This window comes from Paraburkholderia sp. SOS3, assembly GCF_001922345.1.
Lineage (GTDB): Bacteria > Pseudomonadota > Gammaproteobacteria > Burkholderiales > Burkholderiaceae > Paraburkholderia.
In genome coordinates this window covers 828327-852725 of record NZ_CP018811.1, presented here as the reverse complement: position 1 = coordinate 852725, position 24399 = coordinate 828327, and the positions used below count along the sequence as shown (strand labels likewise).

23 protein-coding genes are annotated in these 24399 nt (G+C 63.7%); 13 read left to right on the top strand and 10 right to left on the bottom strand.

What is annotated here, in order from left to right; genetic code table 11:
- Positions 1 to 50: 50 nt before the first annotated feature.
- Complete coding sequence (locus BTO02_RS03885; protein ID WP_075155920.1) at positions 51 to 809, top strand: 3-hydroxyacyl-CoA dehydrogenase; 759 nt, start codon at positions 51 to 53, stop codon at positions 807 to 809.
- 150 nt (positions 810 to 959) lie between these two features.
- Here the strand turns inward: BTO02_RS03885 and BTO02_RS03880 are convergent, their stop codons facing one another.
- Positions 960 to 1802, bottom strand: a complete 843-nt coding sequence (locus BTO02_RS03880) for a SirB1 family protein (RefSeq protein WP_075158568.1) — start codon at positions 1800 to 1802, stop codon at positions 960 to 962.
- Positions 1803 to 1807: 5 nt separating this feature from the next.
- Positions 1808 to 3358, bottom strand: coding sequence for a murein biosynthesis integral membrane protein MurJ (gene murJ, locus BTO02_RS03875; RefSeq protein WP_075155919.1), 1551 nt, complete (start codon positions 3356 to 3358; stop codon positions 1808 to 1810).
- A 376-nt stretch (positions 3359 to 3734) separates the two neighbouring features.
- Here murJ and rpsT point away from each other — a divergent pair, with 376 nt between their 5' ends.
- The gene (rpsT, locus tag BTO02_RS03870) at positions 3735 to 4013 is read left to right on the top strand and encodes a 30S ribosomal protein S20 (RefSeq protein ID WP_075155918.1); all 279 of its coding nucleotides are present in this window, start codon (positions 3735 to 3737) and stop codon (positions 4011 to 4013) included.
- A 227-nt stretch (positions 4014 to 4240) separates the two neighbouring features.
- Here the strand turns inward: rpsT and BTO02_RS03865 are convergent, their stop codons facing one another.
- Complete coding sequence (locus tag BTO02_RS03865) at positions 4241 to 4576, bottom strand: DUF3579 domain-containing protein (RefSeq protein ID WP_075155917.1); 336 nt, start codon at positions 4574 to 4576, stop codon at positions 4241 to 4243.
- A gap of 506 nt (positions 4577 to 5082) precedes the next feature.
- Between BTO02_RS03865 and argF the strand changes: the two genes are divergently transcribed.
- Positions 5083 to 6012 carry an ornithine carbamoyltransferase gene (argF, locus tag BTO02_RS03855; RefSeq protein ID WP_075155915.1) on the top strand — a complete coding sequence of 310 codons (930 nt, stop codon included), beginning with the start codon at positions 5083 to 5085 and terminating at the stop codon, positions 6010 to 6012.
- 163 nt (positions 6013 to 6175) lie between these two features.
- A complete protein-coding gene (locus tag BTO02_RS03850; protein ID WP_075155914.1) occupies positions 6176 to 7405 on the top strand; it encodes an argininosuccinate synthase in 1230 nt (409 codons plus the stop codon).
- 233 nt (positions 7406 to 7638) lie between these two features.
- Here the strand turns inward: BTO02_RS03850 and murB are convergent, their stop codons facing one another.
- A complete protein-coding gene (gene murB, locus BTO02_RS03845; RefSeq protein ID WP_075155913.1) occupies positions 7639 to 8724 on the bottom strand; it encodes a UDP-N-acetylmuramate dehydrogenase in 1086 nt (361 codons plus the stop codon).
- Between the two features lie 284 nt (positions 8725 to 9008).
- Here murB and BTO02_RS03840 point away from each other — a divergent pair, with 284 nt between their 5' ends.
- Positions 9009 to 9494, top strand: a complete 486-nt coding sequence (locus BTO02_RS03840; RefSeq protein WP_075155912.1) for a YajQ family cyclic di-GMP-binding protein — start codon at positions 9009 to 9011, stop codon at positions 9492 to 9494.
- 80 nt (positions 9495 to 9574) lie between these two features.
- On the opposite strand, the gene plsY is transcribed toward BTO02_RS03840, so the two are convergent.
- Together plsY and ybaK are read right to left on the bottom strand one after the other, a co-directional pair.
- Positions 9575 to 10225 (bottom strand): glycerol-3-phosphate 1-O-acyltransferase PlsY, encoded by a 651-nt coding sequence (gene plsY, locus BTO02_RS03835; RefSeq protein WP_075158567.1) that lies wholly within the window; start codon positions 10223 to 10225, stop codon positions 9575 to 9577.
- A gap of 119 nt (positions 10226 to 10344) precedes the next feature.
- Positions 10345 to 10836 carry a Cys-tRNA(Pro) deacylase gene (ybaK, locus tag BTO02_RS03830; RefSeq protein ID WP_075155911.1) on the bottom strand — a complete coding sequence of 164 codons (492 nt, stop codon included), beginning with the start codon at positions 10834 to 10836 and terminating at the stop codon, positions 10345 to 10347.
- A 251-nt stretch (positions 10837 to 11087) separates the two neighbouring features.
- Between ybaK and BTO02_RS03825 the strand changes: the two genes are divergently transcribed.
- A complete protein-coding gene (locus BTO02_RS03825; RefSeq protein ID WP_075158566.1) occupies positions 11088 to 12623 on the top strand; it encodes a class I adenylate-forming enzyme family protein in 1536 nt (511 codons plus the stop codon).
- Between the two features lie 53 nt (positions 12624 to 12676).
- Here BTO02_RS03825 and xerD read toward each other — a convergent pair whose 3' ends face one another.
- The 3 genes from xerD to queG form a co-directional block, all read right to left on the bottom strand.
- Positions 12677 to 13621, bottom strand: a complete 945-nt coding sequence (gene xerD / locus BTO02_RS03820) for a site-specific tyrosine recombinase XerD (protein ID WP_075155910.1) — start codon at positions 13619 to 13621, stop codon at positions 12677 to 12679.
- The gene (locus BTO02_RS03815) at positions 13618 to 14088 is read right to left on the bottom strand and encodes a methylated-DNA--[protein]-cysteine S-methyltransferase (protein WP_075155909.1); all 471 of its coding nucleotides are present in this window, start codon (positions 14086 to 14088) and stop codon (positions 13618 to 13620) included. Before BTO02_RS03815 ends, xerD begins: the two co-directional genes overlap by 4 nt.
- Before the next feature lie 117 nt (positions 14089 to 14205).
- Positions 14206 to 15543: a tRNA epoxyqueuosine(34) reductase QueG gene (gene queG, locus BTO02_RS03810; protein ID WP_075155908.1), complete on the bottom strand. Its 1338-nt coding sequence runs from the start codon at positions 15541 to 15543 to the stop codon at positions 14206 to 14208.
- A gap of 17 nt (positions 15544 to 15560) precedes the next feature.
- Here queG and tsaE point away from each other — a divergent pair, with 17 nt between their 5' ends.
- From tsaE to trxA, 4 genes are all read left to right on the top strand, one after another.
- The gene (gene tsaE, locus BTO02_RS03805) at positions 15561 to 16148 is read left to right on the top strand and encodes a tRNA (adenosine(37)-N6)-threonylcarbamoyltransferase complex ATPase subunit type 1 TsaE (protein WP_075155907.1); all 588 of its coding nucleotides are present in this window, start codon (positions 15561 to 15563) and stop codon (positions 16146 to 16148) included.
- Complete coding sequence (locus tag BTO02_RS03800; RefSeq protein ID WP_075155906.1) at positions 16130 to 17707, top strand: N-acetylmuramoyl-L-alanine amidase; 1578 nt, start codon at positions 16130 to 16132, stop codon at positions 17705 to 17707. Before tsaE ends, BTO02_RS03800 begins: the two co-directional genes overlap by 19 nt.
- A 98-nt stretch (positions 17708 to 17805) precedes the next feature.
- Positions 17806 to 18690, top strand: a complete 885-nt coding sequence (locus tag BTO02_RS03795; protein WP_075155905.1) for a pirin family protein — start codon at positions 17806 to 17808, stop codon at positions 18688 to 18690.
- Positions 18691 to 18862: 172 nt separating this feature from the next.
- Positions 18863 to 19711, top strand: a complete 849-nt coding sequence (gene trxA, locus BTO02_RS03790) for a thioredoxin (RefSeq protein WP_075155904.1) — start codon at positions 18863 to 18865, stop codon at positions 19709 to 19711.
- A gap of 49 nt (positions 19712 to 19760) precedes the next feature.
- On the opposite strand, the gene BTO02_RS03785 is transcribed toward trxA, so the two are convergent.
- Positions 19761 to 20621 (bottom strand): tRNA threonylcarbamoyladenosine dehydratase, encoded by an 861-nt coding sequence (locus BTO02_RS03785; protein ID WP_075158565.1) that lies wholly within the window; start codon positions 20619 to 20621, stop codon positions 19761 to 19763.
- Between the two features lie 333 nt (positions 20622 to 20954).
- On the opposite strand from BTO02_RS03785, the gene pdxH reads away from it, so the two are divergent.
- The 3 genes from pdxH (at position 20955) to BTO02_RS03770 (ending at position 24364) form a co-directional block, all read left to right on the top strand.
- A complete protein-coding gene (pdxH, locus tag BTO02_RS03780; RefSeq protein WP_075158564.1) occupies positions 20955 to 21596 on the top strand; it encodes a pyridoxamine 5'-phosphate oxidase in 642 nt (213 codons plus the stop codon).
- A gap of 235 nt (positions 21597 to 21831) precedes the next feature.
- The gene (locus BTO02_RS03775) at positions 21832 to 23046 is read left to right on the top strand and encodes an SAM-dependent methyltransferase (protein WP_075155903.1); all 1215 of its coding nucleotides are present in this window, start codon (positions 21832 to 21834) and stop codon (positions 23044 to 23046) included.
- A 136-nt stretch (positions 23047 to 23182) separates the two neighbouring features.
- Positions 23183 to 24364, top strand: coding sequence for a DUF72 domain-containing protein (locus BTO02_RS03770; protein ID WP_075155902.1), 1182 nt, complete (start codon positions 23183 to 23185; stop codon positions 24362 to 24364).
- The last annotated feature ends 35 nt before the right edge of the window (positions 24365 to 24399 follow it).

The window sequence follows — 24399 nt, the reverse complement described above, 5'->3', positions numbered from 1 at the left end:
CTCGACACGCAGCCGCAAGTCGGACGCGGCAAACCGGCCAAGGAGAATGTATGGATATCCGCGACAACGCATTTCTGATCACAGGCGGCGCATCGGGGCTCGGCGCGGCCACCGCGCGCCTCTTCGCCGAAAACGGCGGCAAGGTCGTGCTCGCCGATCTGAATGAAGCAGCCGGTACGCAACTCGCGAAGGAACTCGGCGGCGTGTTCGTCAAATGCGACGTCACACGCGAAGACGACGCGGTGCAAGCAGTCGACGCGGCGGCGAAGCTGGGTGCGCTGCGCGGACTCGTCAACTGTGCAGGCGTCGCGCCGGCCATGAAAACCGTCGGTAAGGACGGCCCGCATTCGCTCGACGCATTTTCGAAGACCATCGCGATCAACCTGATCGGCACCTTCAACATGATCCGCCTCGCCGCCGCCGCGATGGCGAAACTCGAACCGAATGCGGGCGGCGAGCGCGGCGTGATCGTCAATACGGCGTCGGTCGCCGCTTTCGACGGGCAAATCGGCCAGGCCGCCTACGCTGCATCGAAAGCGGGCGTCGCCGGCATGACCTTGCCGATCGCGCGCGATCTGTCGCGCAACGGCATCCGCGTGATGACGATTGCGCCAGGCATCTTCGAAACGCCAATGCTGCTCGGCATGCCGCAGGAAGTGCAGGATTCGCTTGGCGCGATGGTGCCGTTCCCGCCGCGTCTCGGCAAACCGGTCGAATACGCGCTGCTCGCCAAGCAGATTTTCGACAACCCGATGCTGAACGGCGAAGTGATTCGTCTCGATGGCGCGATTCGCATGCAGCCGAAGTAACTGAAGCAACGGTCGCCACCCATTGCCTGTCGCCGATGCGTAAATGAAAATTGAAAAAGCCTGCACACGAAATGTGTTCGCCTGCAGGCTTTTCTTTCTATTCTTCGCACCTTCTTGCGTCGCGTTTTGCGTGCGACGGGACGGACGCCGTCAGTCCCGATCGTTATGCTGCGTGCGCTGGCGAATTTCCTCGAGCTGCGATTCGACGACCGTTGCATCGTCGGCATCGGGCCGGTCGCCGAGATAACGCTCGAGATCTTCGAGCGCGGGCCGCAGATAGTCGAGCCGCGCATAGGCGAAGCCGCGGTCGCGCACTTCCTCGATGCTGTCCGGCAGCAGAATCACGAGTCGCTGCTGCACCGCGAGCAGACGTTGCCAACGCTCGGTCTGCAAATAGGTGGACTTCAGATTGCGCAGCATGCGCGCGATGATCTCGCGGCGTGTCGCCGGCTGCAGCAACATGCGCAGCGCGCGGCCGACCGAGTCGCCGGCCTTCGCGACATACGGCTCGAGCATCTCGACCATTTCCGATTCGGACAACGAGTGTCCGCTGGTCGGATCGAGCATCACATCGCCCTCGGGCGTCGTCACACGCAACAGGAAGTGCCCCGGAAACGATACGCCGCGCACCGGAATATCGACCTGGCTTGCAATCTCGAGATATAGCACCGCAAGCGAAATCGGAATTCCGCGCCGCCGCTTGAGCACAACGTTGAGATGACTGTTGTCGGGATCGTAATAGTCGTTGACGTTGGCCGCAAAGCCGAGCTCGCGAAAGAAGAACCGGTTCAGGATGCCGACTTTCTGCTTTACGTCGGCATCGTCGGGCATGCGCCGCTGCAGACGCAGCACCAGTTCGTCGATCTCCGCGAGCGTACCCTGCAGATCGAGATCGGGGTAGGCGTCCTGCGCGAGCGAAAGCGCGGCTTCCGTCAGCGGAAGGCTTTCGTCCTCGGCGACAAGCGTGCCGAAATAATCGAGAACCCGCGTCATCGTGATCACTTCACTCGCCTTCTGAAATACGCGTATTTGAAGCCCATCAGCCACAGCATACCGAAATATAGCGCGGCGAACAGAACGAGGCATGCGCCGAGCAGCACGATTCGCATGAGCGGCATGTCGTGCATGCCGATCCAGTCGAAGCTCGCGGAAAGCCATCGCATCACGCCGGCCAGCACGAGACACGCGCCGAGCAGTTGCACGAAAAAGCGCGTCCAGCCGGCCGATGGCATATAGATGCCCCGACGCCGCAAGCCGATGAACAGAAACAACGCGTTCATGCAAGCGCCGAGCCCGACCGACAGCGTGAGCCCCGCATGCGAGAAAATCGGCACGAAGACATAGTTGCATGCCTGCGTGAAAACCAGCACGCCGATGCCGATCTTGACCGGTGTCTTGATGTCCTGCTTTGCATAAAAGCCCGGCGCGAGAATCTTGATCAGAATCAGTCCCACGAGGCCGACGCCGTACGCGGCGAGCGCGCGCCCGACCATCACGACCGCGTTGCCGTCGAACTTGCCATAGTGAAAGAGCGTCGCGGTCAGCGGCTCGGCGAAAAAAAACAGCGCGATCGCGCTCGGTGCGGCGAGCAGAAACGTCACGCGCAAGCCCCAGTCGAGCAGCGCCGAATACTCGTGCGTGTCGGCATCGACGTGCGCTTTCGAAAGGCTCGGCAGCAGGATCGTGCCGAGCGCGACGCCGAGCAACGCGGTCGGGAATTCCATGAGCCGGTCAGCGTAGTTGATCCACGACACCGCGCCCGGCCCGATATGCGACGCGATATTCGTGTTGATGATGAGGCTGATCTGCGCCACCGAGACGGCGAACATCGACGGCACCATCTTCGCGAGCACGCGCTTCACGCCGCGATGCGCGAGCGCGCGAACCGGATTGAGCCCGAAGCGCGGCAGCATGTCGATCTTCTTCAACACCGGCAACTGCACGACGAATTGCAGGATACCGCCCGCGATCACAGCCCACGCGAGCGCATAGACAGGCGTGCGCAGATGCGGCGCGACGAACACCGCTGCGGAGATGAACGCAACGTTGAGCAGCACCGGCGCGAACGCCGGCATCGAGAAGTGCTTGTAGGTATTGAGCACGCTCGATGCAAGCGAGGTCAGCGAGATAAAGACGATGTACGGGAACATGATCCGCGTCATCGTGACCGCGAGCGGGAATGCATTGCCGTCGGTGCGCAAGCCCGACGCGACGACGAGCACGACCCACGACGCCGCAGCAACGCCGAGCAGCGACAGGACCACGAGCACCCACGCCAGCACGGTCGAGGTGGCGTCGACGAGCGCCTTCGTCGCGTCGTGGCCCTGCTGGTTCTTGAACTCGGCCAGAATCGGCACGAAGGCCTGGGAGAATGCCCCCTCGGCGGAGATGCGGCGCAACAGGTTCGGAATGCGGAAGGCGACGTAGAACGCGTCGGTGTATTGACTGGCGCCGAACGCGCGGGCGATCAGCGTCTCGCGGGCCAGTCCGGTCACGCGGGACAGCAGCGTGAAGCCGCTGACCGTCAACAGGGCTCGGAATAGATTCATGGGGCGCTTATTATACGGGTCCGTCCAGAGGGAAGAGCGTGTCGAAACGCGATTCGGACCTATCCGCGAGCAGGACGTTCGCTATAAACGCTCGCGCGGGGCGTGATTTCGGCAGGAATTTGCGTGCCTTGTCAGGTGCGCGGTTCTGTTGCTATAATCGCCCGTTTCGAAGCTTGCCTTCCCTCTTTCGCCTATCCGGCATGAAAGGCGGGGCATAGGCCAATCTTCGCGTCGTTGTCGTACCTCGAATCAGATCGACGCTCGCGGGCAATCGCTTCCGCGGGTTGCATCCAGAAGCAGCGCCGGGTCTTCCGACGGCCATCGGTCAGTCGAATGGGCCGGCACTGGAAACAGGAACAGGATAAGGAACCACGTCATGGCTAACACCAAACAAGCACGCAAGCGCGCCCGTCAGGCCGCCAAGGCCAACTCGCATAACTCGGCGCTGCGCTCGAAGTTCCGTACGGCGATCAAGGCCGTGCGCAAGGCAATCGACGCAGGCGACGCAGCGAAGGCTGCTGAAATTTTCAAGGCATCGTCGAAAACCATCGACATCATTGCCGACAAGAAGATCGTTCACAAGAACAAGGCCGCTCGTCACAAGAGCCGCCTGGCTGCAGCCGTCAAGGGCCTGCAAGCCCCCGCAGCACAGTAAATTCGCAAGTCCTGCCAACCCGCGTCGTGCGGGTTGTTTCCTGTTTCCGCTGCTACATTGAAGCCCGCCTCGGCGGGCTTTTTTGTTGGTCGCCGCGGTATGGGTTCGGGTTCGGGTGGGGGTTCCGTGTCAGTCGGACACGGGCATACGCCGGAAGAAAACTGGCGCATGCGGCTCGGGCATAAAAAACCCGCTATGCGGGTTCCGGGTTCGATCGGATCTGATCCTTAGAACGTCCTGCCTTGCTGTGTCCCGTGATGCGGCGGCAATTCGCACGCTTCGGTGACGACGAGATCGTTGTCTTTCGCGAAGTTCATCACGAAGTCAAACGCCATCGGCTCGATATCGCGCAACCGGGAGTCGAGGATCACGCACTTGAGGTCGCCCAGGATGGTTGGCCGCACGTACAGCGAATATTGCAGGCGCGCATTCGGCCCCCGCGCCCCCGGACCGAAACCCGACATCACGCCAGCGAGACGCTCCGACCAGTCGCTCGGCCGAAACTTCTTTCCCGTGCTGGTGATGCCTTGAATGAAGAACTCGGTTGGGGGTGTGTCGGCCATGTAGGAAACCCTGAGTGACTGCCCAGCGGAGCGCCAACGGAAAAGCTACCTGAAACACGACCACGCGAGATCCATACGCGTATCTGATGCGTACGATACGCTTGAAATGTTCATCGCAACGCTTTGGCGTGTCGAGGCCAACTGCGGTACCACCTTCGAGGTCACCTGTCGGCACCTGTCAGGCCTGTCCCCGCGCGCACTCCTCCGTGCACTCACACGCCGCGTCTTATCTGTAAGCCGTGTTCCGCAAGCATGGAGCCTGCCTGCTGGGCTTTGAAAAACCCGTCGATTATAGCGCAGCGAGCCTTTTTCCGCACTGCACACAAGACTTTCGCGAACGATTCGGCAACAATTTTCTTACAGTCCCGGTGATCGGCCAGATGGCCGATCACCGGGTCGGCTGACTCGTCAAACCTCGGAAAATCCTTTATGCTGCATTGACTTATCACAAACGACGGCGGCGCCGTCCGGCTTTCGAAGCCGGGTGAACCCGCCGTATTTGTTTCATGACCGCCAAAACTATTCGCCACTATTTGCAGTTCAAGGACTTCTCGCTCGACGACTATGAATACGTGCTCGAACGCGCGCGCATTCTGAAACGCAAGTTCAAGAACTACGAAACCTATCACCCGCTGCACGACCGCACGCTCGCGATGATCTTCGAGAAAAACTCGACGCGCACGCGCCTGTCGTTCGAAGCAGGCATCTTCCAGCTTGGCGGCCATGCGGTGTTCATGAGCACGCGCGATACGCAGCTGGGCCGCGGCGAACCGATCGAAGACGCCGCGCAAGTGATCTCGCGGATGGTCGACATCATCATGATCCGCACGTTCGGCCAGGACATCATCGAGCGCTTTGCCGAAAACTCGCGCGTGCCGGTAATCAACGGGCTCACGAACGAATATCACCCGTGCCAGGTGCTGGCCGATATCTTCACGTACTACGAGCACCGCGGGCCGATTCGCGACCGGACGGTCGCGTGGGTCGGCGACGCGAACAACATGCTGTACACGTGGATCGAGGCCGCGCAGATTCTCGGTTTCAAGCTGCGCCTGTCCACGCCGCCAGGCTACAAACTCGACCGCGCACTCGTTGCGTCCGAAAGCGCCCCGTTCTATCAGGAGTTCGACGATCCGCACGAAGCCTGCGCCGGCGCCGATCTCGTCACCACCGACGTCTGGACCAGCATGGGTTTCGAAGCCGAAAACGAAGCGCGCAAGAAAGCGTTCGCGGACTGGTGCGTCGATGCCGACATGATGGCGCGCGCCAATAAGGACGCGCTCTTCATGCATTGCCTGCCCGCGCATCGCGGCGAGGAAGTCAGCGCGGAAGTCATCGACGGCCCGCAAAGCGTCGTCTGGGACGAAGCGGAAAACCGTCTGCATGTGCAGAAGGCGCTGATGGAGTTTTTGCTGCTCGGCAAGCTCAATCACTGAGCTTCGGCGCCAATTGCAGAGGCACGCCGCCGCAGCGGCAGCGTCCCTCGCACCCGTCAGCGCCGTCCAAAACGCGGGACATGGGCCGGTTTAGTGTCAAAATAGCGATTTTCCGCGCTCCGGGGCCGCCGGCGCGCACTAGTCTTCCAGCTACGAGTCCATCATGAGCGATATCAAGAAAGTCGTGCTCGCCTATTCGGGCGGCCTCGACACCTCCGTCATCCTGAAGTGGTTGCAGGACAACTACGACGCCGAAGTCGTCACGTTTACGGCCGACATCGGTCAGGGCGAAGAGCTGGAGCCGGCGCGCAAGAAAGCGCTGCAACTCGGCATCAAGCAGGAAAACATCTTTATCGACGACTTGCGCGAAGAATTCGTGCGCGACTTCGTGTTCCCGATGTTTCGCGCCAATACGATTTACGAAGGCGAGTATCTGCTCGGCACGTCGATCGCGCGTCCGCTGATCGCGAAGCGCCAGATCGAAATCGCGCGCGCGACGGGCGCACAGGCGGTATCGCACGGCGCGACCGGCAAGGGCAACGACCAGGTCCGGTTCGAGCTCGGCTACTACGCGCTCGAACCCGGCATCAAGGTCATCGCGCCGTGGCGCGAATGGGATCTGCTGTCGCGCGAGAAGCTGCTTGCCTACGCGGAAAAGTCGGGTATTCCGATCGAGATGAAGCATAAGCAAGGCGGCGCGCCGTACTCGATGGACGCGAACCTGCTGCATATTTCGTTCGAGGGCCGCCACCTCGAAGACCCGAAAGCCGAAGCCGAAGCGGACATGTGGCGCTGGACGGTGGCGCCGGAAGCGGCGCCGGACCAGCCCGAGTTCGTCGATATCGAGTACGAGCACGGCGACCCGGTCGCGCTGAACGGCAAACGCCTGTCGCCGGCCGACATGCTGACCGAACTGAACCGCCTCGGCGGCAAGCACGGCATCGGCCGTCTCGACCTGGTCGAAAACCGCTATGTCGGCATGAAGTCGCGCGGCTGCTATGAAACGCCGGGCGGCACGATCATGCTGAAGGCGCACCGCGGCATCGAATCCATCACGCTCGACCGCGAAGTCGCGCATCTGAAAGACGACCTGATGGCGCGCTACGCCTCGCTGATTTACAACGGTTACTGGTGGAGCCCGGAGCGCCGCGCGATTCAGGTGCTGATCGACCATACGCAGGAAAAGGTCAACGGCTGGGTGCGCGTCAAGCTGTACAAGGGCAGTGTGTCGGTCGTCGCGCGCGATTCGAAGGACACGCTGTTCGACAAGACCATCGCCACCTTCGACGACGACGGCGGCGCGTATAACCAGGCAGACGCCGGCGGCTTTATCAAGCTCAATGCGCTGCGGATGCGGATCGCAGAAAATGCGCGGCGCAAGCGCGACGCGTAGGTCTTGCGCTTAAGGCTCGGCGTTTCGTTAAACCCGGGTTTAAGCATCTAGGAAGCGCCGATGCATGGACCTGCATCGGCGCTTTTTATTTCTCGCTTATTTCTCGCTTATTTCTCGCTTATTTCTCGCTTATTGCTCGCGTTATTTCGCGCTTTATTTTTCGCTTCACGCGCGATTCGTGCGGGCTCGAAGCAGCGGGTTCAAGCGGATCTCTCGCGCGCGCCCCGCCACCGTCAGATAAAAATCGGCTCAGGCTCGAGATCGATACCGAAGCGCCCGGCGACGTCACGCTGAATCGCCGTCGCAAGCGCAAGCACGTCAGCGCCTGTCGCGCCGCCGCGGTTGACGAGCACCAGCGCCTGACGGTCGTGAACGGCCGCCGCGCCAAGCGCGCGCCCCTTCCATCCGCAACGGTCGATGAGCCAACCCGCCGCCAGCTTTACGCGCCCATCAGGCTGCGGATACGACACCAACGCCGGCTCCCGCTCGAGCAGCGCATCGAATTGCGCCGCATCCACGACGGGGTTCTTGAAGAAGCTGCCGGCATTGCCGAGTGTGAGCGGGTCCGGCAGTTTCGCGCGGCGCACCCGGACCACCGCATCGAAAATCGCCTGCGCGCCCGGCGTGGTAACGGCAGCGGCCGCGCTTCCATAAACGTTGCCACTGCCATGCTGTCGAGCGGCCAGCTCTCGCGCAACATCGGCATAGCCGGCGCGCGGGGACCACACCTTCGGCAAGCGGAACCTCACCGAGGTGATCACGAAGCGATCGCGCCCTTCCCGCTTGAAGACGCTATCGCGATAGCCGAACCGGCACGCGCTTGCGTCCATCTCGACGGTCTCGCCGGACGCGAGATCGACCGCGCGCAGCGTGGCAAAACGCTCGGCCATTTCGAGCCCGTATGCACCGATGTTCTGGATCGGCGCCGCGCCGACCGTGCCGGGAATCAGCGCAAGATTCTCGAGCCCGGGCAAACCGTGCGCGAGTGTCCATGCGACGAACTCGTGCCAGTTCTCGCCGGCCGCCGCCTCGACCAGCCAGGCATCGGCATCTTCACCCACGACGCGCCGGCCACGCAGCGCGATCAGCAGCACGAGCCCGGCGAAATCGCGCGTCAGCACGACATTGCTGCCGCCGCCGAGCACGAGCCGCGGCAGCCGCGCGGCGCGCGGGTCGCGCACGGCCGCGAGCAACTGTTCTTCGCGTTCGATCCGGCACGCCAGCTTTGCGCGCACGTCGAAGCCGAAGGTGTTGTGCGCGCGCAGCGGATAGTCGGCAAGAAACAGGACGGAGCCGGGGACGGAGGCGGTTTCAGACATCGGGGCAGGAATCGGCAAGGTGTCGGACTAACGGATATCGGCGGGTTTCAGGTGCGTTTCGGAACGGTTGAGGTCGTTCAGGAGCGCTTCGGCATGAACCCGGCGCCGAGGCTGGCCGCCACGAAAATCGATACGGAAAGCCATAACGGCGACGTGCGAACCTGGGGCAAACTTGGGCAAACCAGACGGCGTCGGTAAAATGACATCGGTTCGTGATTATAGCGAGTGCATCGCGCGCGCCCGGTGGGCGGCATGGGGGCACCGCGGCACTATGGGAGAAAAAGATGCCATCGTTCGACGTCGTCTGCGAAGCCAACATGGTTGAGGTGAAGAATGCGATCGAGCAGTCGAACAAGGAAATTTCGACGCGCTTCGACTTCAAGGGATCCGATGCACGCGTCGAGCAGAAGGAACGCGAGCTGACTGCGTATGCCGACGACGAGTTCAAACTCGGCCAGGTGAAGGACGTGCTGCTCGGCAAAATGGCCAAGCGCAGCGTCGACGTGCGCTTCCTCGACTACGGCAAGATCGAGAAGATCGGCGGCGACAAGGTCAAGCAGGTCATCACGATCAAGAAAGGCGTGTCGGGCGACCTGGCGAAGAAAATCGTCAAGCTCGTAAAAGACAGCAAGATCAAGGTCCAGGCAAGCATTCAAGGCGACGCTGTGCGCGTGACCGGCGCCAAACGCGACGATCTGCAAAGCGTGATCGCGATGCTGCGCAAGGACGTGACGGATACGCCGCTCGACTTCAATAACTTCCGGGACTGAGCGCGCGCGCAGCACGGTGAGCCTGCCGCGGCCTCCATGTCACGGCTTCACGGCCAGGGCTTCGCCGCCACGGCGTGCGACTAAGACTTGTGTGGCCCCGTGCCGCCAGCCGCGCCGGCCGCGGCCTCTTTCTTCCTGTCGCCAATGCGGCTTTCCTTGCCCGCCACGAGCTTCGCGATGTTCCCGCGATGACGCCAGACCAGCAGCGCGCTCATCGCCACGACGGCAAGCGCAATTACGTTCGCACCGAACAGAAAGCCGTCGAAAAGCGGCGCGAACACGGCCGCACAAATGGCCGCGAGCGACGAGTACCGCGTGAAGAACGCGACGATGAGCCAGGTCAGAAGCGTCGCGACGCCGAGTATCGGGTTGATCGCGAGCAGCACGCCCGCCGCGGTTGCCACGCCCTTGCCCCCTTTGAAGCGGAAGAACACCGGGTAGAGATGGCCGAGGAACACGGCGATGGCGGCAAGCGCGATGGCCGACTCGTCGAGACCGAAGCGCGCACTGAAATGTCCGACGAGCCATACCGCTACCCAGCCCTTGAACGCATCGCCGATCAGTGTCAGCACCGCGGCCTTCTTGTTGCCGGTGCGCAGCACATTCGTCGCGCCAGGGTTGCCGGAGCCGTATGAGCGCGGGTCGGCGAGCCCCATCGCCGCACTCACGATCACGGCGAACGACACCGAGCCGATCAGATAGGCCACGACGGCGACAATCAGGTTTTCCATGTCGAAACTCATTTAGGAATGACAAAGCGCGATGCCCCGCATTCGGGACGGCGCACATTCTACCGAAGCTCGCAGCGGCGGTCTGCGCGAGCGGAACGCGCATGCGTGGTCCGCGCTGCTCAATCGACGCTCGCGCACTGCACCGGCTGCGCGCGAAGCAATCGCGTTACCACCGACGGCTCGATACTGACGAGAAACCCACGCCGTCCTCCGTTGATCCATATCCGCTCCAGTTCCAGAATGGAGGACTCGACGTAGACCGGCATCGTCTTGCGCGTGCCGAACGGCGAGGTACCGCCGATCAGATACCCCGAGTGCCGGTTTGCGACGTCGGGCTTGCATGGCTCGACGCGCTTCGCGCCGATCTGCCGCGCGAGGTTTTTCGTCGATACCGTGCGGTCTCCGTGCATCAGCACGATCAGTGGCTTCGCGTGCTCGTCTTCCATCACGAGCGTCTTCACGACGTGATGCTCGTCGACGCCAAGCTGACGCGCCGATTCCCCGGTGCCGCCATGCTCGACGTAATCATAGGGATGCTCGCCGAATTCAACGCCGTGGCGTCGCAGGAACTGCGTTGCGGGCGTCTCGGACACGTGTCTGGATTTGCTCATCCGGGGGATTGTAATGTCGGTCTGCCGTGACGCGCCATCTGCCGAACGGCCAGGATTGTGCGGTCTTGGCGCCTATGGCACGATTTTCCGCGATTCGTCGGTGGATTGACGAAGGACCGCTGGTGTTTCCCAGCTGTCCCTGCCCTATCCGCCTCGCCGCAAGGAGATCCGCATTGAGTCATTCGCCGCACCCGCCGTCCGCGTCTGCATCAGAAGCGACTGCCCCACATCGGGCACCCGCGAAGGTCGCTATCGATGCCACGGCGCTCGTCGCATCGCTGCCTGCGCGCATCGCCGACATTCCGGCACGCGGTGCCGCACGCGACCCCGAGCACCTCGCACTGATCGAAGATGCGCGGCGTCTCACCTATGCGGAACTGGCCGCCGCGACGAGCGAAGCGGCCGCACGCTTGCGCGAACTCGGCGTGCGCGGCGGCGATCGCGTGATGATCGTCGCGGAAAACTGCACTGCGCAAATCGTGCTGCTGTTCGCGGCAGCGCAACTCGACGCCTGGGCGCTGCCATGCAACGCGCGGCTCGCGCCGGCGGAACTCGACGCGATCGTCGCACATGCGAGGCCGCGCCTGACCGCGTTCGCGACGGACCTGTCGCCCGATGCCGGGCGGCACGCGCAGCGCTCTGGTGCGCAACGCGCGTCGGTGCTTGAAACCGATATCGGCGCGTGGTCGTTCACACTCGATGCCACTGCGTCGGCCGAGCCTTTGGAATCCGCGGCAGATCGTCAATGCGCAGCGCTGATTTACACCACCGGCACGACGGGCGCGCCGAAAGGCGTGATGCTGTCGCATCGAAATCTGCTTTTTATCGCGGCGATGTCGAGCACGCAGCGCCGCGTCGGTCCAGGCGACGTGGTGTACACGGTACTGCCGATCTCGCATGTGTATGGGCTCGCTTCCGTGTGCCTCGGAAGCCTGTACGCAGGCGCCACCTTGCGGCTCGCGCCACGCTTCGCACCGCAGGCCGTGCATCACGCGCTCGCGGAACAACGCATCTCGATCTTCCAGGGCGTGCCCGCGATGCATGCGAAGCTGCTCGAGTATCTGCAGACGCAACGGCTGCCGTGGCGCGCGCCGCACTTGCGCTTTGCGTACTCGGGCGGCTCGCCGCTCGATGCGGCGCTGAAAGCGCGCGTCGAAAATGTGTACGGCGTCGCGCTGCACAACGGTTACGGGTTGACCGAGACCAGTCCGACCGTCGCGCAAACGATGCTCGATGCACCGCGCGCCGATTGCTCGGTCGGCCCGCCGATTCCGGGCATCGCCGTGCGCTTGATGTCGTCCGATGGGATCGATGTCGCGAGCGGCGAAGTCGGCGAGCTAGGGGTGCGCGGCCCGAATGTGATGCTCGGCTACTATCGCGACGCCGCCCTGACGCGCGCTGCCATCACCGACGATGGCTGGCTCAAGACCGGCGACCTCGCGCGGCAGGACGCCGACGGCGCGCTGCATATCGTCGGGCGCAGCAAGGAGTTGATCATCCGCTCGGGCTTCAACGTCTATCCGGCGGAAGTCGAGCAGGTGTTGAACGCGCATCCGGATGTCGTGCAATCGGCGGTGATCGGCCGTCCGGCGGCCGATGGCAATGAAGAAGTGGTTGCGTTCGTCGAACTGGCGGCCGGCGCACGCGTGGGGCCGGAGCAACTGATCGAATGGTGCGGAACCCGGCTTGCGCCGTACAAGCGGCCTGCCGAAGTCAAGCTGCTCCATGCGCTGCCCGCGGCGTCGACTGGCAAGATACTGAAGCACAAGTTGCGCGAACTGGCGTAGGCAAGACCGACGCGCTTGCCACCGGCTCCCCCGGCACGACCCGCCACCCCCGCTCACCCTCGCGGATGATGCGCCGCATGCAGCGACCTCAACCGCTCGCGCGCGACGTGCGTATAAATCTGCGTCGTCGAAATATCGGTATGCCCGAGCAGCAGCTGCACGACGCGCAAGTCCGCTCCGTGATTCAGCAGATGCGTCGCGAACGCGTGTCGCAACGTATGAGGCGACAGCGGCGCATGCACACCGGCCGCGGCCGCATGGCGCTTGATGATGTTCCAGAACTGCTGGCGCGTCATGCCCTCCGCGCGCGTCGTGACGAACAGCGCATCGGCCGGGCGCACGCCCAGCAGCGCCGGCCGCGAATCGCGCAGATACCGCTCGATCCAGCCGTGCGCCTCTTCGCCGAATGGAATCAGCCGCTCTTTCGCACCCTTGCCCAACACACGCACGACACCCTCGTTGAGACCGACCTCGACGGTCTTCAACGTGACGAGCTCGGTCACGCGCAACCCGCTCGCATACATGAGCTCGAGCATCGTGCGGTCGCGCAAACCAAGCGGCGTATCGATATCGGGCGCACCGAGCAGCGCCTCGACCTGCGCTTCGGTCAGCGTCGACGGGAAACGCGGCGGCTGTTTTGCCGAACGGATGCGCAGCGTCGGATCGGCGGACGCGCGATGCTCGCGCACCGCCCACGCGTAGTAGCGCCGGAATACCGACAGGCGCCGGTTCGCGGAAGTCGACTTGTCCTTCTGGCGCGCCGCGCTATAGGCGGTCAGGTCGGCCTCGCCGGCCGTGTCGAGCGAGGCACTGCGCGTCGCCGCGAGCCATTCGGCGAACAATCGCAAATCGCGCCGATACGCATCGAGCGTGTTACGCGACAGGCCATGCTCGAGCCACAACGCGTCGCAGAACGCATCGATCGAGGCGCTGCTCGTCTGGAACAATGGCGACGCCACCGGGGCGCCCGTCGAGTCGGTGATCACGGCGTCGCTCATAGGTCACTCACGCCTTCGTGAGCAAGCAGCCAGCGCTTGACCTTGCGGTAATAGCCATCGTCGCCGTGATGCGCAAAGCCGCCGATACCGCCCGACGCCACCACTCGATGGCACGGAATGACAATCGGGTGCGGGTTCGACCCGCAGGCCTGGCCGACTGCGCGCGGCACGCTGCCGATCTCCTTCGCGAGCTGTCCGTAAGTGAGCACGGCACCGGCCGGAATCGCGCTGATGCCCCGCCACACGCGCTGCTGGAACGCCGTGCCGCGCGCGGCGAGCGGCAAGTCGAATGTCGCCGAGGCGCGCTCGAGATACCGCTCGATCTGCCTGACCGCTTCCTTCGCGAGCGCCGTGTCGGGCTCGACGTTTTGCTCGGAGGCCGGCAGATAGACAATCTCGCGCACATGGCCTGCTTCGACACGAATGCCGATCTTGCCGAACGGCGCATCGATCACAGCGTTGTACATGATGAACGTTTCCTCCCAAATGCCGCGCCTGTTACCCGCATCATGCGCGAGCGCGCCGGCGCGCGACAGCGACCGTCACACGCTTGAGCCCTTTCACCGCTCGCGAGCCTCGACACGCTACGCCGCCTCCAGCGCCCATTGCACGTGCTCGCGCACGAGCGGCGAGGAATCGTCGGCGCGGCCGCGCAGCGCATCGACAATACCGGCACGCACATGCGGCGCAAGCGTGGCCGGGTCCGCACGCAGCGCATTGCCCATGCCGACCGCGAGATTGCGCAGCCAGCATTCGTAGCCGATCCGTCGAATCGCGCTGCCTTGCATCCGCGTATCGAAATCCGCCGCGCTCCAGCCGAACAGCTCGGTCAACGATGCGCGTTCGAGCCCGTGCCGCACATCGAAGTCCGCGACCGGCGCCGCCTTCGCGAACTTGTTCCATGGACACACGAGCTGGCAGTCGTCGCAGCCGTAAATACGATTGCCGATCAGCGGCCGTAAATCCTCGGGAATACTGCCCTTCAGCTCGATCGTCAGATACGAGATACAGCGTCGCGCATCGACCTTGTACGGTCCGACGATCGCGCCGGTCGGGCACGCCTCGATGCAGCGCGTGCAGTGGCCGCAATGCGCGCCCGCGGTTTGCGGCGCGCGCTCGGGCGCGCTTTGCGCGTCGGTCGGCAGCGGCAGATCGACATAGATCTCGCCGAGAAAGAACAGCGACCCCGCGTCGCGCTGCAACAGCAGCGTATGCTTGCCGCGCCAGCCGACGCCGGCTTTCTGCGCGAGCTCGACCTCGAGCACGGGCGCCGAATCGGTGAACACGCGAAAACCAAAAGGACCGATTTCGGCCTCGATGCACTCTGCCAGCTGTTGCAGACGGTTACGCATCACCTTGTGATAGTCACGGCCGCGCGCGTAGATCGACACGACGGCCGCCGCCGGATCGGCAAGGCGTGCGTACTCGCGACTGCGCCAATCAGGCTCGCCCGGCAGTGCTGCGCGCTGTTTCCCGCTCAACGTCGCGCTCGGTGTTCGACCCGCAGCACGAGCCGGTTCGGCACGGACATGCCCGCTTTCACGCCCGCTTTCACCACCCTTTCCGGCATCTGTCGAAGCGGGCAAATAAGCCATTCGCGCGGTAATCACGCGTAGCGTTCCGGCCACAAGCTCGGCAGGCCGTGCACGTTTCATCCCATGTTTGGCCATATAATCCATCTCGCCGTGCCAGCCCGCGTGAAGCCATGCCGCGAGGCCCGCTTCGGCATGCGCGAGGTTCGTATCGCTGATACCCACCTCGCCGAAACCCAGCTCGCGTCCCCACGTCTTGATGCGCGACGCGAGCGCAGCCAGCGCGGCTTCATCGGCTGCATCGAAAGGATGTGCAAGACGATGTGTCGCGCGCGGGCCGCCGGTGGAGTCGGGCGTGCCGGAAACGGGATGCTGCTGGCTTCGGTCCATCACGTCATTTTACGAGAATGCCCGTTCAACCCGATCACGCGACACTGCCTGCTGCCGACGTCCTGCTCGAGCGCACCACGATGCTCGCGGACGAAGCCGCCACCGCGGCATTCGGCGAACGATTCGCGCGCGCGCTCGAAGCCGTGCGCAGCGAACGGCGCATAGGCGAGTACGCGTTCAAGGGTTTGCAGGTGCAACTGATCGGCGACCTCGGCGCCGGCAAGACCACGCTCGTGCGCGCCACGCTTCGCGCACTCGGTCACACCGGCCGCGTACGCAGCCCGACCTATACGCTCGTCGAGCCGTATACGGTCGAATTGCCCGACACGGGGTCCCGCGCGGAGCCCAACGGCAATGCCGGCAGGGAACTCGCGGTCTATCACTTCGATCTGTACCGTTTCAACGATCCGGCCGAATGGGCCGATGCGGGCTTTCGCGAATATTTCGACAGCGGTGCGATCTGTCTCGTCGAATGGCCGCAGCGTGCAGGCGCTTTGCTCGGTGTGCCGGATCTCGTCTTCTCGCTCGACGTGGAAGGCGACGGACGCAGGTTGACCGCCCGGGCGTATAGCGAACCAGGAAAAGCATGTCTCGAAAGATGTTGATCAAACCGTTCCGCTCGATCGAATCCGCCGCCACCGCTACGCACAACTGGCGGCGTCGCCAGATTCTGCGCGCCGGCGCCTCGACCCTCGTACTGGGCCTCTCGGTATCGGCGCCGCGCCTCGCATGGGCAAGCTCGGTGCTCGGCGTGCGCGTCTGGCCCGCGCGCGACTACACGCGCGTGACGATCGAATCGGACCAGCCGCTGCAGACGAGCCAGCAATTGCTGCAAGGCCCGGACCGGCTCGTCGTCGACCTGAACGGTCTCGACCTCGACCAGGCGCTGAAAGACCTCGTGTCGAAGATCGCGCCGAACGATCCGCAAATTCAATCGGTGCGCGTCGGTCAGTATCAACCGCATGTCGTGCGGATGGTGTTCGACCTCAAGGGCTCGGTGAAGCCGCAAGTCTTTACGCTCACGCCGGTCGGCTCGTACAAGTACCGGCTCGTGTTCGACCTGTACCCGGCCGTCGCGCCCGATCCGCTGATGGATCTGCTCGCGCAGACCGAGCGCAAGGAGCAGCGTCTGCAGGAGCAAAGCGCGCCGCCGAATGCGACGCTCAACGGTCCGTCGTCGCCGCCCGCCTCGGCGGACAACAGCGACGCGTTCTTCCAGAAATACGCGCAAAACGACACGCCCGCGCCTTCGGGACCGTCCGCGGCGGCGCCTGGCGCGCCGCTCGCGCCGCGCACTCAAGCGCAGGCGCAGGCACGCATCAACCCGGCGCCGCACGCGCCCGCGAAGCCGGCGCAGCCGCCGTCGGCCCTCGCGCGCAACGACGACAACAGCGCGGACACCGACGCCGAGGACACCTACACCTTCACCACGCCGAAGGGCAAGAGCAACACCGTGCGGCTGCTGACGGTCGCGATCGACCCCGGCCACGGCGGCGAAGATCCGGGCGCGATCGGCGGCGGCGGCACGTACGAGAAGCACGTCGCGCTCGATATCGCGAAGAAGCTGCGCGCGAAGATCGACGCGCAGCCGAACATGCGCGCAATGATGACGCGCGACCAGGACTTCTTCGTGCCGCTCAACGTGCGGGTGCAGAAGGCGCGGCGCGTCGGCGCGGACCTCTTCGTGTCGATTCACGCCGACGCGTTTACGACGCCCGAAGCACACGGTTCATCGGTGTTCGCGCTGTCGGAGCACGGTGCATCGAGCGCCGCGGCGCGCTGGATGGCGAACAAGGAGAACTCGTCGGATCAGATCGGCGGCATCAATATCAAGTCGACCGACGCGGCGGTGAACCGCGCACTCTTCGATATGTCGACCACTGCCCAGATTCGCGACTCGCTGCGCTACGGCACCTTCGTGCTGAAGGAAGTCGGCGAGGTCAACAAGCTGCACAAGGGCTCGGTCGAGCAGGCTGGGTTTGCGGTGCTGAAGGCGCCCGATATTCCGTCGATCCTCGTCGAGACCGCATTCATCAGCAACCCGGACGAAGAGCGGCGCCTCAACGACGACGCGTATCGCGACCGCATGGCAAACGCGATCATGAACGGCATCAAGCGCTATTTCGCGGCGAACCCGCCGCTCGCGAAGAGCCGGATGACGTAAGCGCGAAACGGCGCATGCCGACGCACGCGATGCCTGCGTGATGGAACCTTCGGGCAGTAGAATGACCATCCCGCCCCACCGACCGAGCGTCCGTCACCATGTCCTCATCGCCCTCATCGATCAAAGCGGTTCTGAAGCCCCACTTGCGCGATATCGGCAACCTCGCCGTGCGCCGCGTGCTGCCGGCAATGGCCGCACGGCTCGTCGGTCCGTTCATCTTCTTCGATCATATGGGCCCGGCTACGCTGCCGGCTGGCACCGGCCTCGACGTGCGTCCACATCCGCATATCGGACTCGCCACCGTCACCTATCTGTTCGACGGCGCGATCATGCATCGCGACAGTATCGGCTCGGAACAGAAGATCGTGCCAGGCGACGTCAACTGGATGACGGCCGGCGCCGGCATCGTTCATTCGGAACGCACGCCCGACGAAGAACGTGCACGCGGTTCGCGCGTGCACGGCATCCAGACCTGGGTCGCGCTGCCGCGCGCCGACGAAGACTGCGCGCCGTCATTCGAGCATCATGCGGCGCATACGCTGCCGCAGTTCGAGCGCAACGGCGTGACGCTGCGCGTGATCGCCGGCACCGCGTTCGGCCACACTGCGCCCGCGCGCACGTTCTCGGGCACGCTGTACGTCGCGGCGCGCTTCGCGCCTGGCGGTGCGCTTGCGCTCGAGCCCGAACACGACGAACGCGGCGTGTATCTCGTCGAAGGCGATCTGTCGATCGACGGCACACCGCTCGAACCGGAGCAGATGGCCGTGCTCGCGCCCGGCGAGACCGTGACGCTCGCGAGCCGCGACGGCGCGACCGTCATGCTGCTCGGCGGCGACAAACTCGAAGGCGAGCGCTTCATCGAATGGAATTTCGTCTCGAGCTCGCGCGACAAGATAGAACGCGCGAAAGAGGCGTGGACGAATCAGCAAATGGGCCAGGTGCCCGGCGAAACCGAATGGATTCCGCTGCCGGTGAGAAAGTGAAGCGGCGCCGGAACCTGTCTCCGAACGCGGCAAGGCAAGCCGCTTGCTGGTCATACGATATTGAATCGGCGCTTTTTGCCTACAATTATTCCCCGCATTTTCATGCGGCCGTTTCATGCGCCCGATTCATGCGCCCGATTAACCTGCTGAACAGTTTGACGACGAGGATGCGATGGACACCACACTGGCCACTTTCGAAAAAGACGTAATCGCCGGTTCGACGCTCGCGCCGGTGCTGGTCGACTTCTGGGCACCGTGGTGCGGGCCTTGCAAGAGTTTGAGCCCAATGCTCGAGCGGCTCGAAGCCGAATACGACGGCAAATGGAAGCTCGTCAAGGTCAACGTCGATGAAAATCAGGAACTCGCCGCGCACTTCCAGGTGCGCAGCATCCCGCACGTCGTGGCATTCGCCGATGGCCGGCCCGTCGATCAGTTTATCGGCGTGCTGCCCGAAGGCCAGTTGCGCGCGTTTCTCGACCGGCTCGTGCCGAATGGCGCGGAAGCGGCGCGCGCCGCCGCCGCCGCGGCTGTCGCGGAAGGTCAACGCGACACGGCTTACGATTTCCTTAAAGAAGCGCTCGCGCTGGATCCGGGTTTTGAAGACGCGCGCATGGACCTGATCGAGCTGCTGCTCGCGGACAGCCGCGTCGACGAAGCGAAACAGCAGATCGGCCTGCTGTCGCCGAAAACGACGCAGGGCATCGATGCGCGCTTCAACGCGATCAAGACGCGCCTCGATGCGCTCGACGCCGCAGCCGACCTGCCGCCAACCGATGCGCTCGAAACAAAAGTAGCCGAGCATCCGGACGATCTCGAAGCGCGTTTCGATCTGGCGAGCGCATTTATCGCGCGCCATAAATATGAAGGGGCGCTGGAGCAGTTGCTTGAGATCGTCAAACGCGATCGCAACTTCCGCGAAGACATCGGCCGCAAGACGATGCTGTCGGTGTTCGATCTCGCGGCACACAACCCGGAGCTGGTGGCGAAATGGCGGCGCAAGCTTAGCGCGTCGCTGTTCTGATTTCGCCGCGCGGCCTTCTCAAAACTCAGGCAGTGGCTCGAGCTGCCGGCTAAACCGCAACCCGCTGCGCAATCGCGCGCAGCACATACGAAACGGCCGCGAGCCCGAAGCTCGCGGTCACGCAAACGCTCGAGCCGAACCCCGCACAGTTGAGCCCAACCGGCCCCGCATGCCCCGGCGACGTCGCGACATGCTCGGCTTCTTCGTCGATATCGCAAACGGCGGCTTCCGGATAGATCAGCGGCTCGTCCGAATAGACGGCGCTGACCTTGAACTTCGCCTTCGGCCCGCGCGGAAAGCCGTGCTGCTTGCGCAATTGCGCGCGCACCTTGGATAGCAGCGGATCCTGAATGGTCTGCGCGAGGTCGTCGATGCGAATGCGCGTCGGGTCGAGCTGACCACCCGCCCCGCCTACCGTGATGAGCGGCTGTCCGCGCTCGACGCACCATGCGATCAGCGCGGTTTTAGTCCGCACGCTGTCGATCGCGTCGATCACATAATCGAAGCCGCCGCCCAGCACCCTGTCGAAATTGCCGGGTTCGATGAAGTCTTCGACCACGCGCACGTCGCATTGCGGATCGATCAGCGCGATGCGCTCGGCCATCGCATCGACCTTCGGCTTGCCGTAGTTGCCGTCGAGCGCGTGAATCTGCCGGTTCGTATTGCTTTCGGCGACGTTGTCGAGATCGACGAGTGTCAGCGTGCCGATCGCGCTGCGCGCGAGCGCCTCGACAGCCCACGACCCGACGCCGCCGATGCCGATCACCGCCACATGCGCGCGCTCGAATGCCGCAAGCGCCGGCGCGCCGTAGAGCCGCGCGATGCCGCCGAAGCGCCGCGCGCGGTCGGCTTCTGCACCGGTGTGGCTGGTAGTAACATCGATAGGCGCGGCGACGTGAGAGGCTGACATGATCGGCTTGAGATTAGGCAAACTGCGACGGCTCATGGAGGCGCAAGCCGGCGCGGAAACGAAGGCCAAAACATACGCAAAAGCGTGCGAAGGCTCTATTCTGCCTGATCGGGCAATGGCCGATTTCCGCGCCCGCTGCTGCGCCGGTCGCTCCAGGCACGATTATGGCGACGTGACGCAGCCGCTCGTATCGCATTGGGCGGTCGGCCCTTCGCGAACGCCCGGTTCTGCCGATCATTTCCGCGCCACAGTAAACAGACTTATTGATCGGGTTGGCTACAAGAAAATGCGTCCTTCGCTATACTGGCCCCACTGTAGCGCTTGCATAACAACATGAGCTCACTTGCTGAACTTCGAAAAAACTATTCGCTCGGCTCGCTCGACGAAGCCGATCTGGATCGCGACCCGATCCGCCAGTTCGAAAAGTGGTTTGCTCAAGCGATCAAGGCCCAGTTGCCCGAGCCGAATGCGATGACGCTCGCCACCGTCGACTCGCGCGGCCATCCGTCGGCACGTATCGTTCTGATCAAAGGCGTCGATGCGCGCGGGTTCGTGTTCTTCACCAATTACGAGAGCCGCAAGGGGCGCGAGATCGCGGATAACCCGCGCGCGAGCCTGCTGTTCCACTGGATCGAACTCGAGCGCCAGGTGCGCATCGAGGGCAGCGTCGAAATGACAAGCGCCGCGCAGAGCGATGCGTATTACGCGTCGCGGCCGCTCGAATCGCGAATTGGCGCATGGGCATCGGAACAAAGTCAGGAAATTGAAAGCCGCGCTGCGCTCGAGGCCCGCGAACGCGAAATCATCGCGCGCTATGGCGACCATCCGCCGCGCCCGCCGCACTGGGGTGGCTATCGCGTGGTGCCCGAAGCGATCGAATTCTGGCAAGGCCGGCCTTCGCGGCTGCACGACCGGATGCGCTACACGCGCGACGGCGGCAGCGGCGCCTGGCGCATCGCTCGCCTCGCGCCATGAATACGACCGTGCGACCGCGAATGTGGCCGCGCGCGTGTGGCTGTGATGTCGTCCTGATCTCAAGCTTTACATAGTAAGACCGGCAATACCGGCAAGAGGGCGCGGCTGCAAGTATTTGCAAGCGGCCGCATACGCCGTCCGGATCGCGCTCACCGCCGCGCACGCTGCACGGCATCCGCAGGCGTTGGCCGATTCGGCAGGCTTTGCTTTGATTCAAAGGATACGGAGAGATCGCATGTTCTGGGAAAAGAAGCTCGCGCAGTGGGTCGACGAAGTGCGGACAACATCCAACCTGCCCGCCCGTCTCGTGCTATGGGACGGTCAGAAACACGACTTCGGCCAGTTCACCGAGCCGCAGGTGACGTTGAAAGTGAATAGCGCGTCGGCCATGCCGCTGCTGCTCGACCCAAGCCTCGACAATCTCGGCGAGGCCTATGTGAAAGGCAAGATCGACATCGAGGGCAAGCTTTCGGACGTCATCGACATCGGCTATTCGCTTGCGCGCAGCACGGTCACGAATACGAGCAAGCTCGCGCGCGTGACGCGCTACTTCAATCACACGAAGTCGTCGGACAAGAAGGCGATCCAGTACCACTACGACGTATCGAACGAGTTCTACAAGCTGTGGCTCGACGAGAACATGGTGTACTCGTGCGCGTACTTCGAGAACGGCGACGAAGATCTGGGCACCGCGCAGTTGAAGAAGATCGACCATATCCTGCGCAAGATCCAGGTGCAGCCGGGCCAGCGGCTGCTCGATATCGGCTGTGGCTGGGGCGCGCTCGTGCTGCGCGCGGCGCAGAAGTTCGGCGCGCAGTGCGTGGGCGTCACGTTGTCGCAGAACCAGTTCGATCTCGCGACCGAGCGCGTGAAGGCCGCGGGCCTCTCGGACAAGATCGAAATTCGCCTGCAGGACTATCGCGATGTCGAAGGACAATTCGACCGCATCACGAGCGTCGGCATGTTCGAGCACGTCGGGCGCAAAAATCTGCCTGCCTACTTCAAAAAGATCCACGATCTGCTCGTCGAAGACGGTGTCGCGATGAATCACGGCATCACCTCGAGCGATGCGGACAGTGGCGAGACGTCGCTGGGCGGCGGCGAGTTTATCGACCGCTACGTGTTCCCGGACGGCGAACTGCCGCATATCGGTCTCGTGCTCGAATCGATGCAGCGCGGCGGCATCGAGGCGATCGACATCGAAAGCCTGCGCCGCCACTACGCGCGCACGCTCGATATCTGGACCGAGAACTTCGAGGCGAAAGCGGCCGAGGCGAAGAAACTCGTCGACGACGAGAAATTCCGCATCTGGCGTGTGTATCTCGCGGGCTGCTCGTATGCGTTCGAACACGACGACGTGTCGCTTTACCAGGTGATATGCCGACGTGCTGGGCGCAGTGCGAAGACGCTGCCGTGGTCGCGCCGGTATATTTACGACACGCCGCTTTGAGCGGTTGCCTTGACGAAGTCCGCTTTGCAAGCGTAATGCGGTTCACGTCATGCACGTTCATGCAACCGTGAAGCATCTGATGCGCCGGACGCGTCGTAGACGCGATCCGGCGCTTGCACAAATGCAATAACGATCGATGGAAGAACCGGCGCGCCCCCGCGACCACGAACGCGACGACAACGTATCTGCCGCCCAGCTCGATATGTTCGGCGCAGCGGCAGACCATGCGCCCGCTCGTGCGGAAGCGGCTCGGCAACCCGCTTCGGCAGAACCGAGGAAGCCCCGCGCCAAAGGCGTACTCGCCGCCGAACCCGACGCCGAAACAATCGCCATCGCCGCCGGACTGCCGCCTCATGTGCATCTCGGCACATCGACATGGTCGTTTCCGGGCTGGCGCGGCATCGTCTATGGCGACGACTACAGCAACAGCAAGCTGTCGCGCGACGGCCTGAGCGCGTACGGCGCGCATCCGCTGCTACGCACGGTCAGCATCGACCGTTCGTTCTACACGCCGCTCACGCTCGCCGAATATCTGCGCTATGCGCAACAGGTGCCCGAGCACTTCCGCTTTATCGTGAAAGCGCCCGCGCTCGTCACCGACGCGACCGTGCGCGCCGAACGCGGCGAGTCCGTATCGCCGAACCCATGTTTTCTGAACGCGCAGCTTGCAACCGATGAATTCGTGCGGCCGTGCATCGACGGTCTCGGCGCGAAAGCCGGCGCGCTCGTGTTCCAGTTCTCGCCGCTACCGGATGCGATGCTCGCGCAGCCGGCGGAACTGATCGAGCGGCTTGCCGCGTTTTTTGCCGCGCTGCCGGTGCTGCCCGAAGGCAGTTGCTATGCAGTCGAAATCCGCGACGCATGCGTGCTGACGCCGCGCTTTATCCGCATGCTGAAAGCGGCGGGCGTCCGCTATTGCGTCGGCTTGCACGCGCGAATGCCGGACACGCTGCGGCAGGCGGCCGCGCTCGCGCTGCTCGATGAAGTGCCGGCCGGCCCGCTGATCGTACGCTGGAGCCTGCACAGCGGCTTCAGGTACGAACAGGCGAAGGCGAAATACGATCCGTTCGACAAACTCGTCGACGAAGACCCGGCCACGCGCACGGCGCTCGCCGAACTCGCGGCGCGCTACGCGATCGCGGGCCAGCCGGTGCTGATTGCGGTGAACAACAAGGCGGAGGGTTCGGCGCCGCTAAGCTGCATCGAGCTCGGGCGCGAGATTGCAGCCGCATGTGTGCGGCTGCGTGAAGAAAACACAGCGGAAAACACAGCGGAAAGCACGGCGGAAAGCGCTGCGCCGGCCACCGCCGGCGCGTGACGCAACCACGCGGGACGAACGCAGCACGCGCGCCT

Bases quoted from the DNA above. Each gene is read 5' to 3' on its own strand.
- BTO02_RS03885 (WP_075155920.1), top strand. From the start codon at position 51: ATGGATATCCGCGACAACGCATTTCTGATCACAGGCGGCGCATCGGGG.
- BTO02_RS03880 (WP_075158568.1), bottom strand. From the start codon at position 1,802: ATGACGCGGGTTCTCGATTATTTCGGCACGCTTGTCGCCGAGGACGAA.
- murJ (WP_075155919.1), bottom strand. From the start codon at position 3,358: ATGAATCTATTCCGAGCCCTGTTGACGGTCAGCGGCTTCACGCTGCTG.
- rpsT (WP_075155918.1), top strand. From the start codon at position 3,735: ATGGCTAACACCAAACAAGCACGCAAGCGCGCCCGTCAGGCCGCCAAG.
- BTO02_RS03865 (WP_075155917.1), bottom strand. From the start codon at position 4,576: ATGGCCGACACACCCCCAACCGAGTTCTTCATTCAAGGCATCACCAGC.
- argF (WP_075155915.1), top strand. From the start codon at position 5,083: ATGACCGCCAAAACTATTCGCCACTATTTGCAGTTCAAGGACTTCTCG.
- BTO02_RS03850 (WP_075155914.1), top strand. From the start codon at position 6,176: ATGAGCGATATCAAGAAAGTCGTGCTCGCCTATTCGGGCGGCCTCGAC.
- murB (WP_075155913.1), bottom strand. From the start codon at position 8,724: ATGTCTGAAACCGCCTCCGTCCCCGGCTCCGTCCTGTTTCTTGCCGAC.
- BTO02_RS03840 (WP_075155912.1), top strand. From the start codon at position 9,009: ATGCCATCGTTCGACGTCGTCTGCGAAGCCAACATGGTTGAGGTGAAG.
- plsY (WP_075158567.1), bottom strand. From the start codon at position 10,225: ATGGAAAACCTGATTGTCGCCGTCGTGGCCTATCTGATCGGCTCGGTG.
- ybaK (WP_075155911.1), bottom strand. From the start codon at position 10,836: ATGAGCAAATCCAGACACGTGTCCGAGACGCCCGCAACGCAGTTCCTG.
- xerD (WP_075155910.1), bottom strand. From the start codon at position 13,621: ATGAGCGACGCCGTGATCACCGACTCGACGGGCGCCCCGGTGGCGTCG.
- BTO02_RS03815 (WP_075155909.1), bottom strand. From the start codon at position 14,088: ATGTACAACGCTGTGATCGATGCGCCGTTCGGCAAGATCGGCATTCGT.
- queG (WP_075155908.1), bottom strand. From the start codon at position 15,543: ATGGACCGAAGCCAGCAGCATCCCGTTTCCGGCACGCCCGACTCCACC.
- tsaE (WP_075155907.1), top strand. From the start codon at position 15,561: ATGCCCGTTCAACCCGATCACGCGACACTGCCTGCTGCCGACGTCCTG.
- BTO02_RS03800 (WP_075155906.1), top strand. From the start codon at position 16,130: ATGTCTCGAAAGATGTTGATCAAACCGTTCCGCTCGATCGAATCCGCC.
- BTO02_RS03795 (WP_075155905.1), top strand. From the start codon at position 17,806: ATGTCCTCATCGCCCTCATCGATCAAAGCGGTTCTGAAGCCCCACTTG.
- trxA (WP_075155904.1), top strand. From the start codon at position 18,863: ATGGACACCACACTGGCCACTTTCGAAAAAGACGTAATCGCCGGTTCG.
- BTO02_RS03785 (WP_075158565.1), bottom strand. From the start codon at position 20,621: ATGTCAGCCTCTCACGTCGCCGCGCCTATCGATGTTACTACCAGCCAC.
- pdxH (WP_075158564.1), top strand. From the start codon at position 20,955: ATGAGCTCACTTGCTGAACTTCGAAAAAACTATTCGCTCGGCTCGCTC.
- BTO02_RS03775 (WP_075155903.1), top strand. From the start codon at position 21,832: ATGTTCTGGGAAAAGAAGCTCGCGCAGTGGGTCGACGAAGTGCGGACA.
- BTO02_RS03770 (WP_075155902.1), top strand. From the start codon at position 23,183: ATGGAAGAACCGGCGCGCCCCCGCGACCACGAACGCGACGACAACGTA.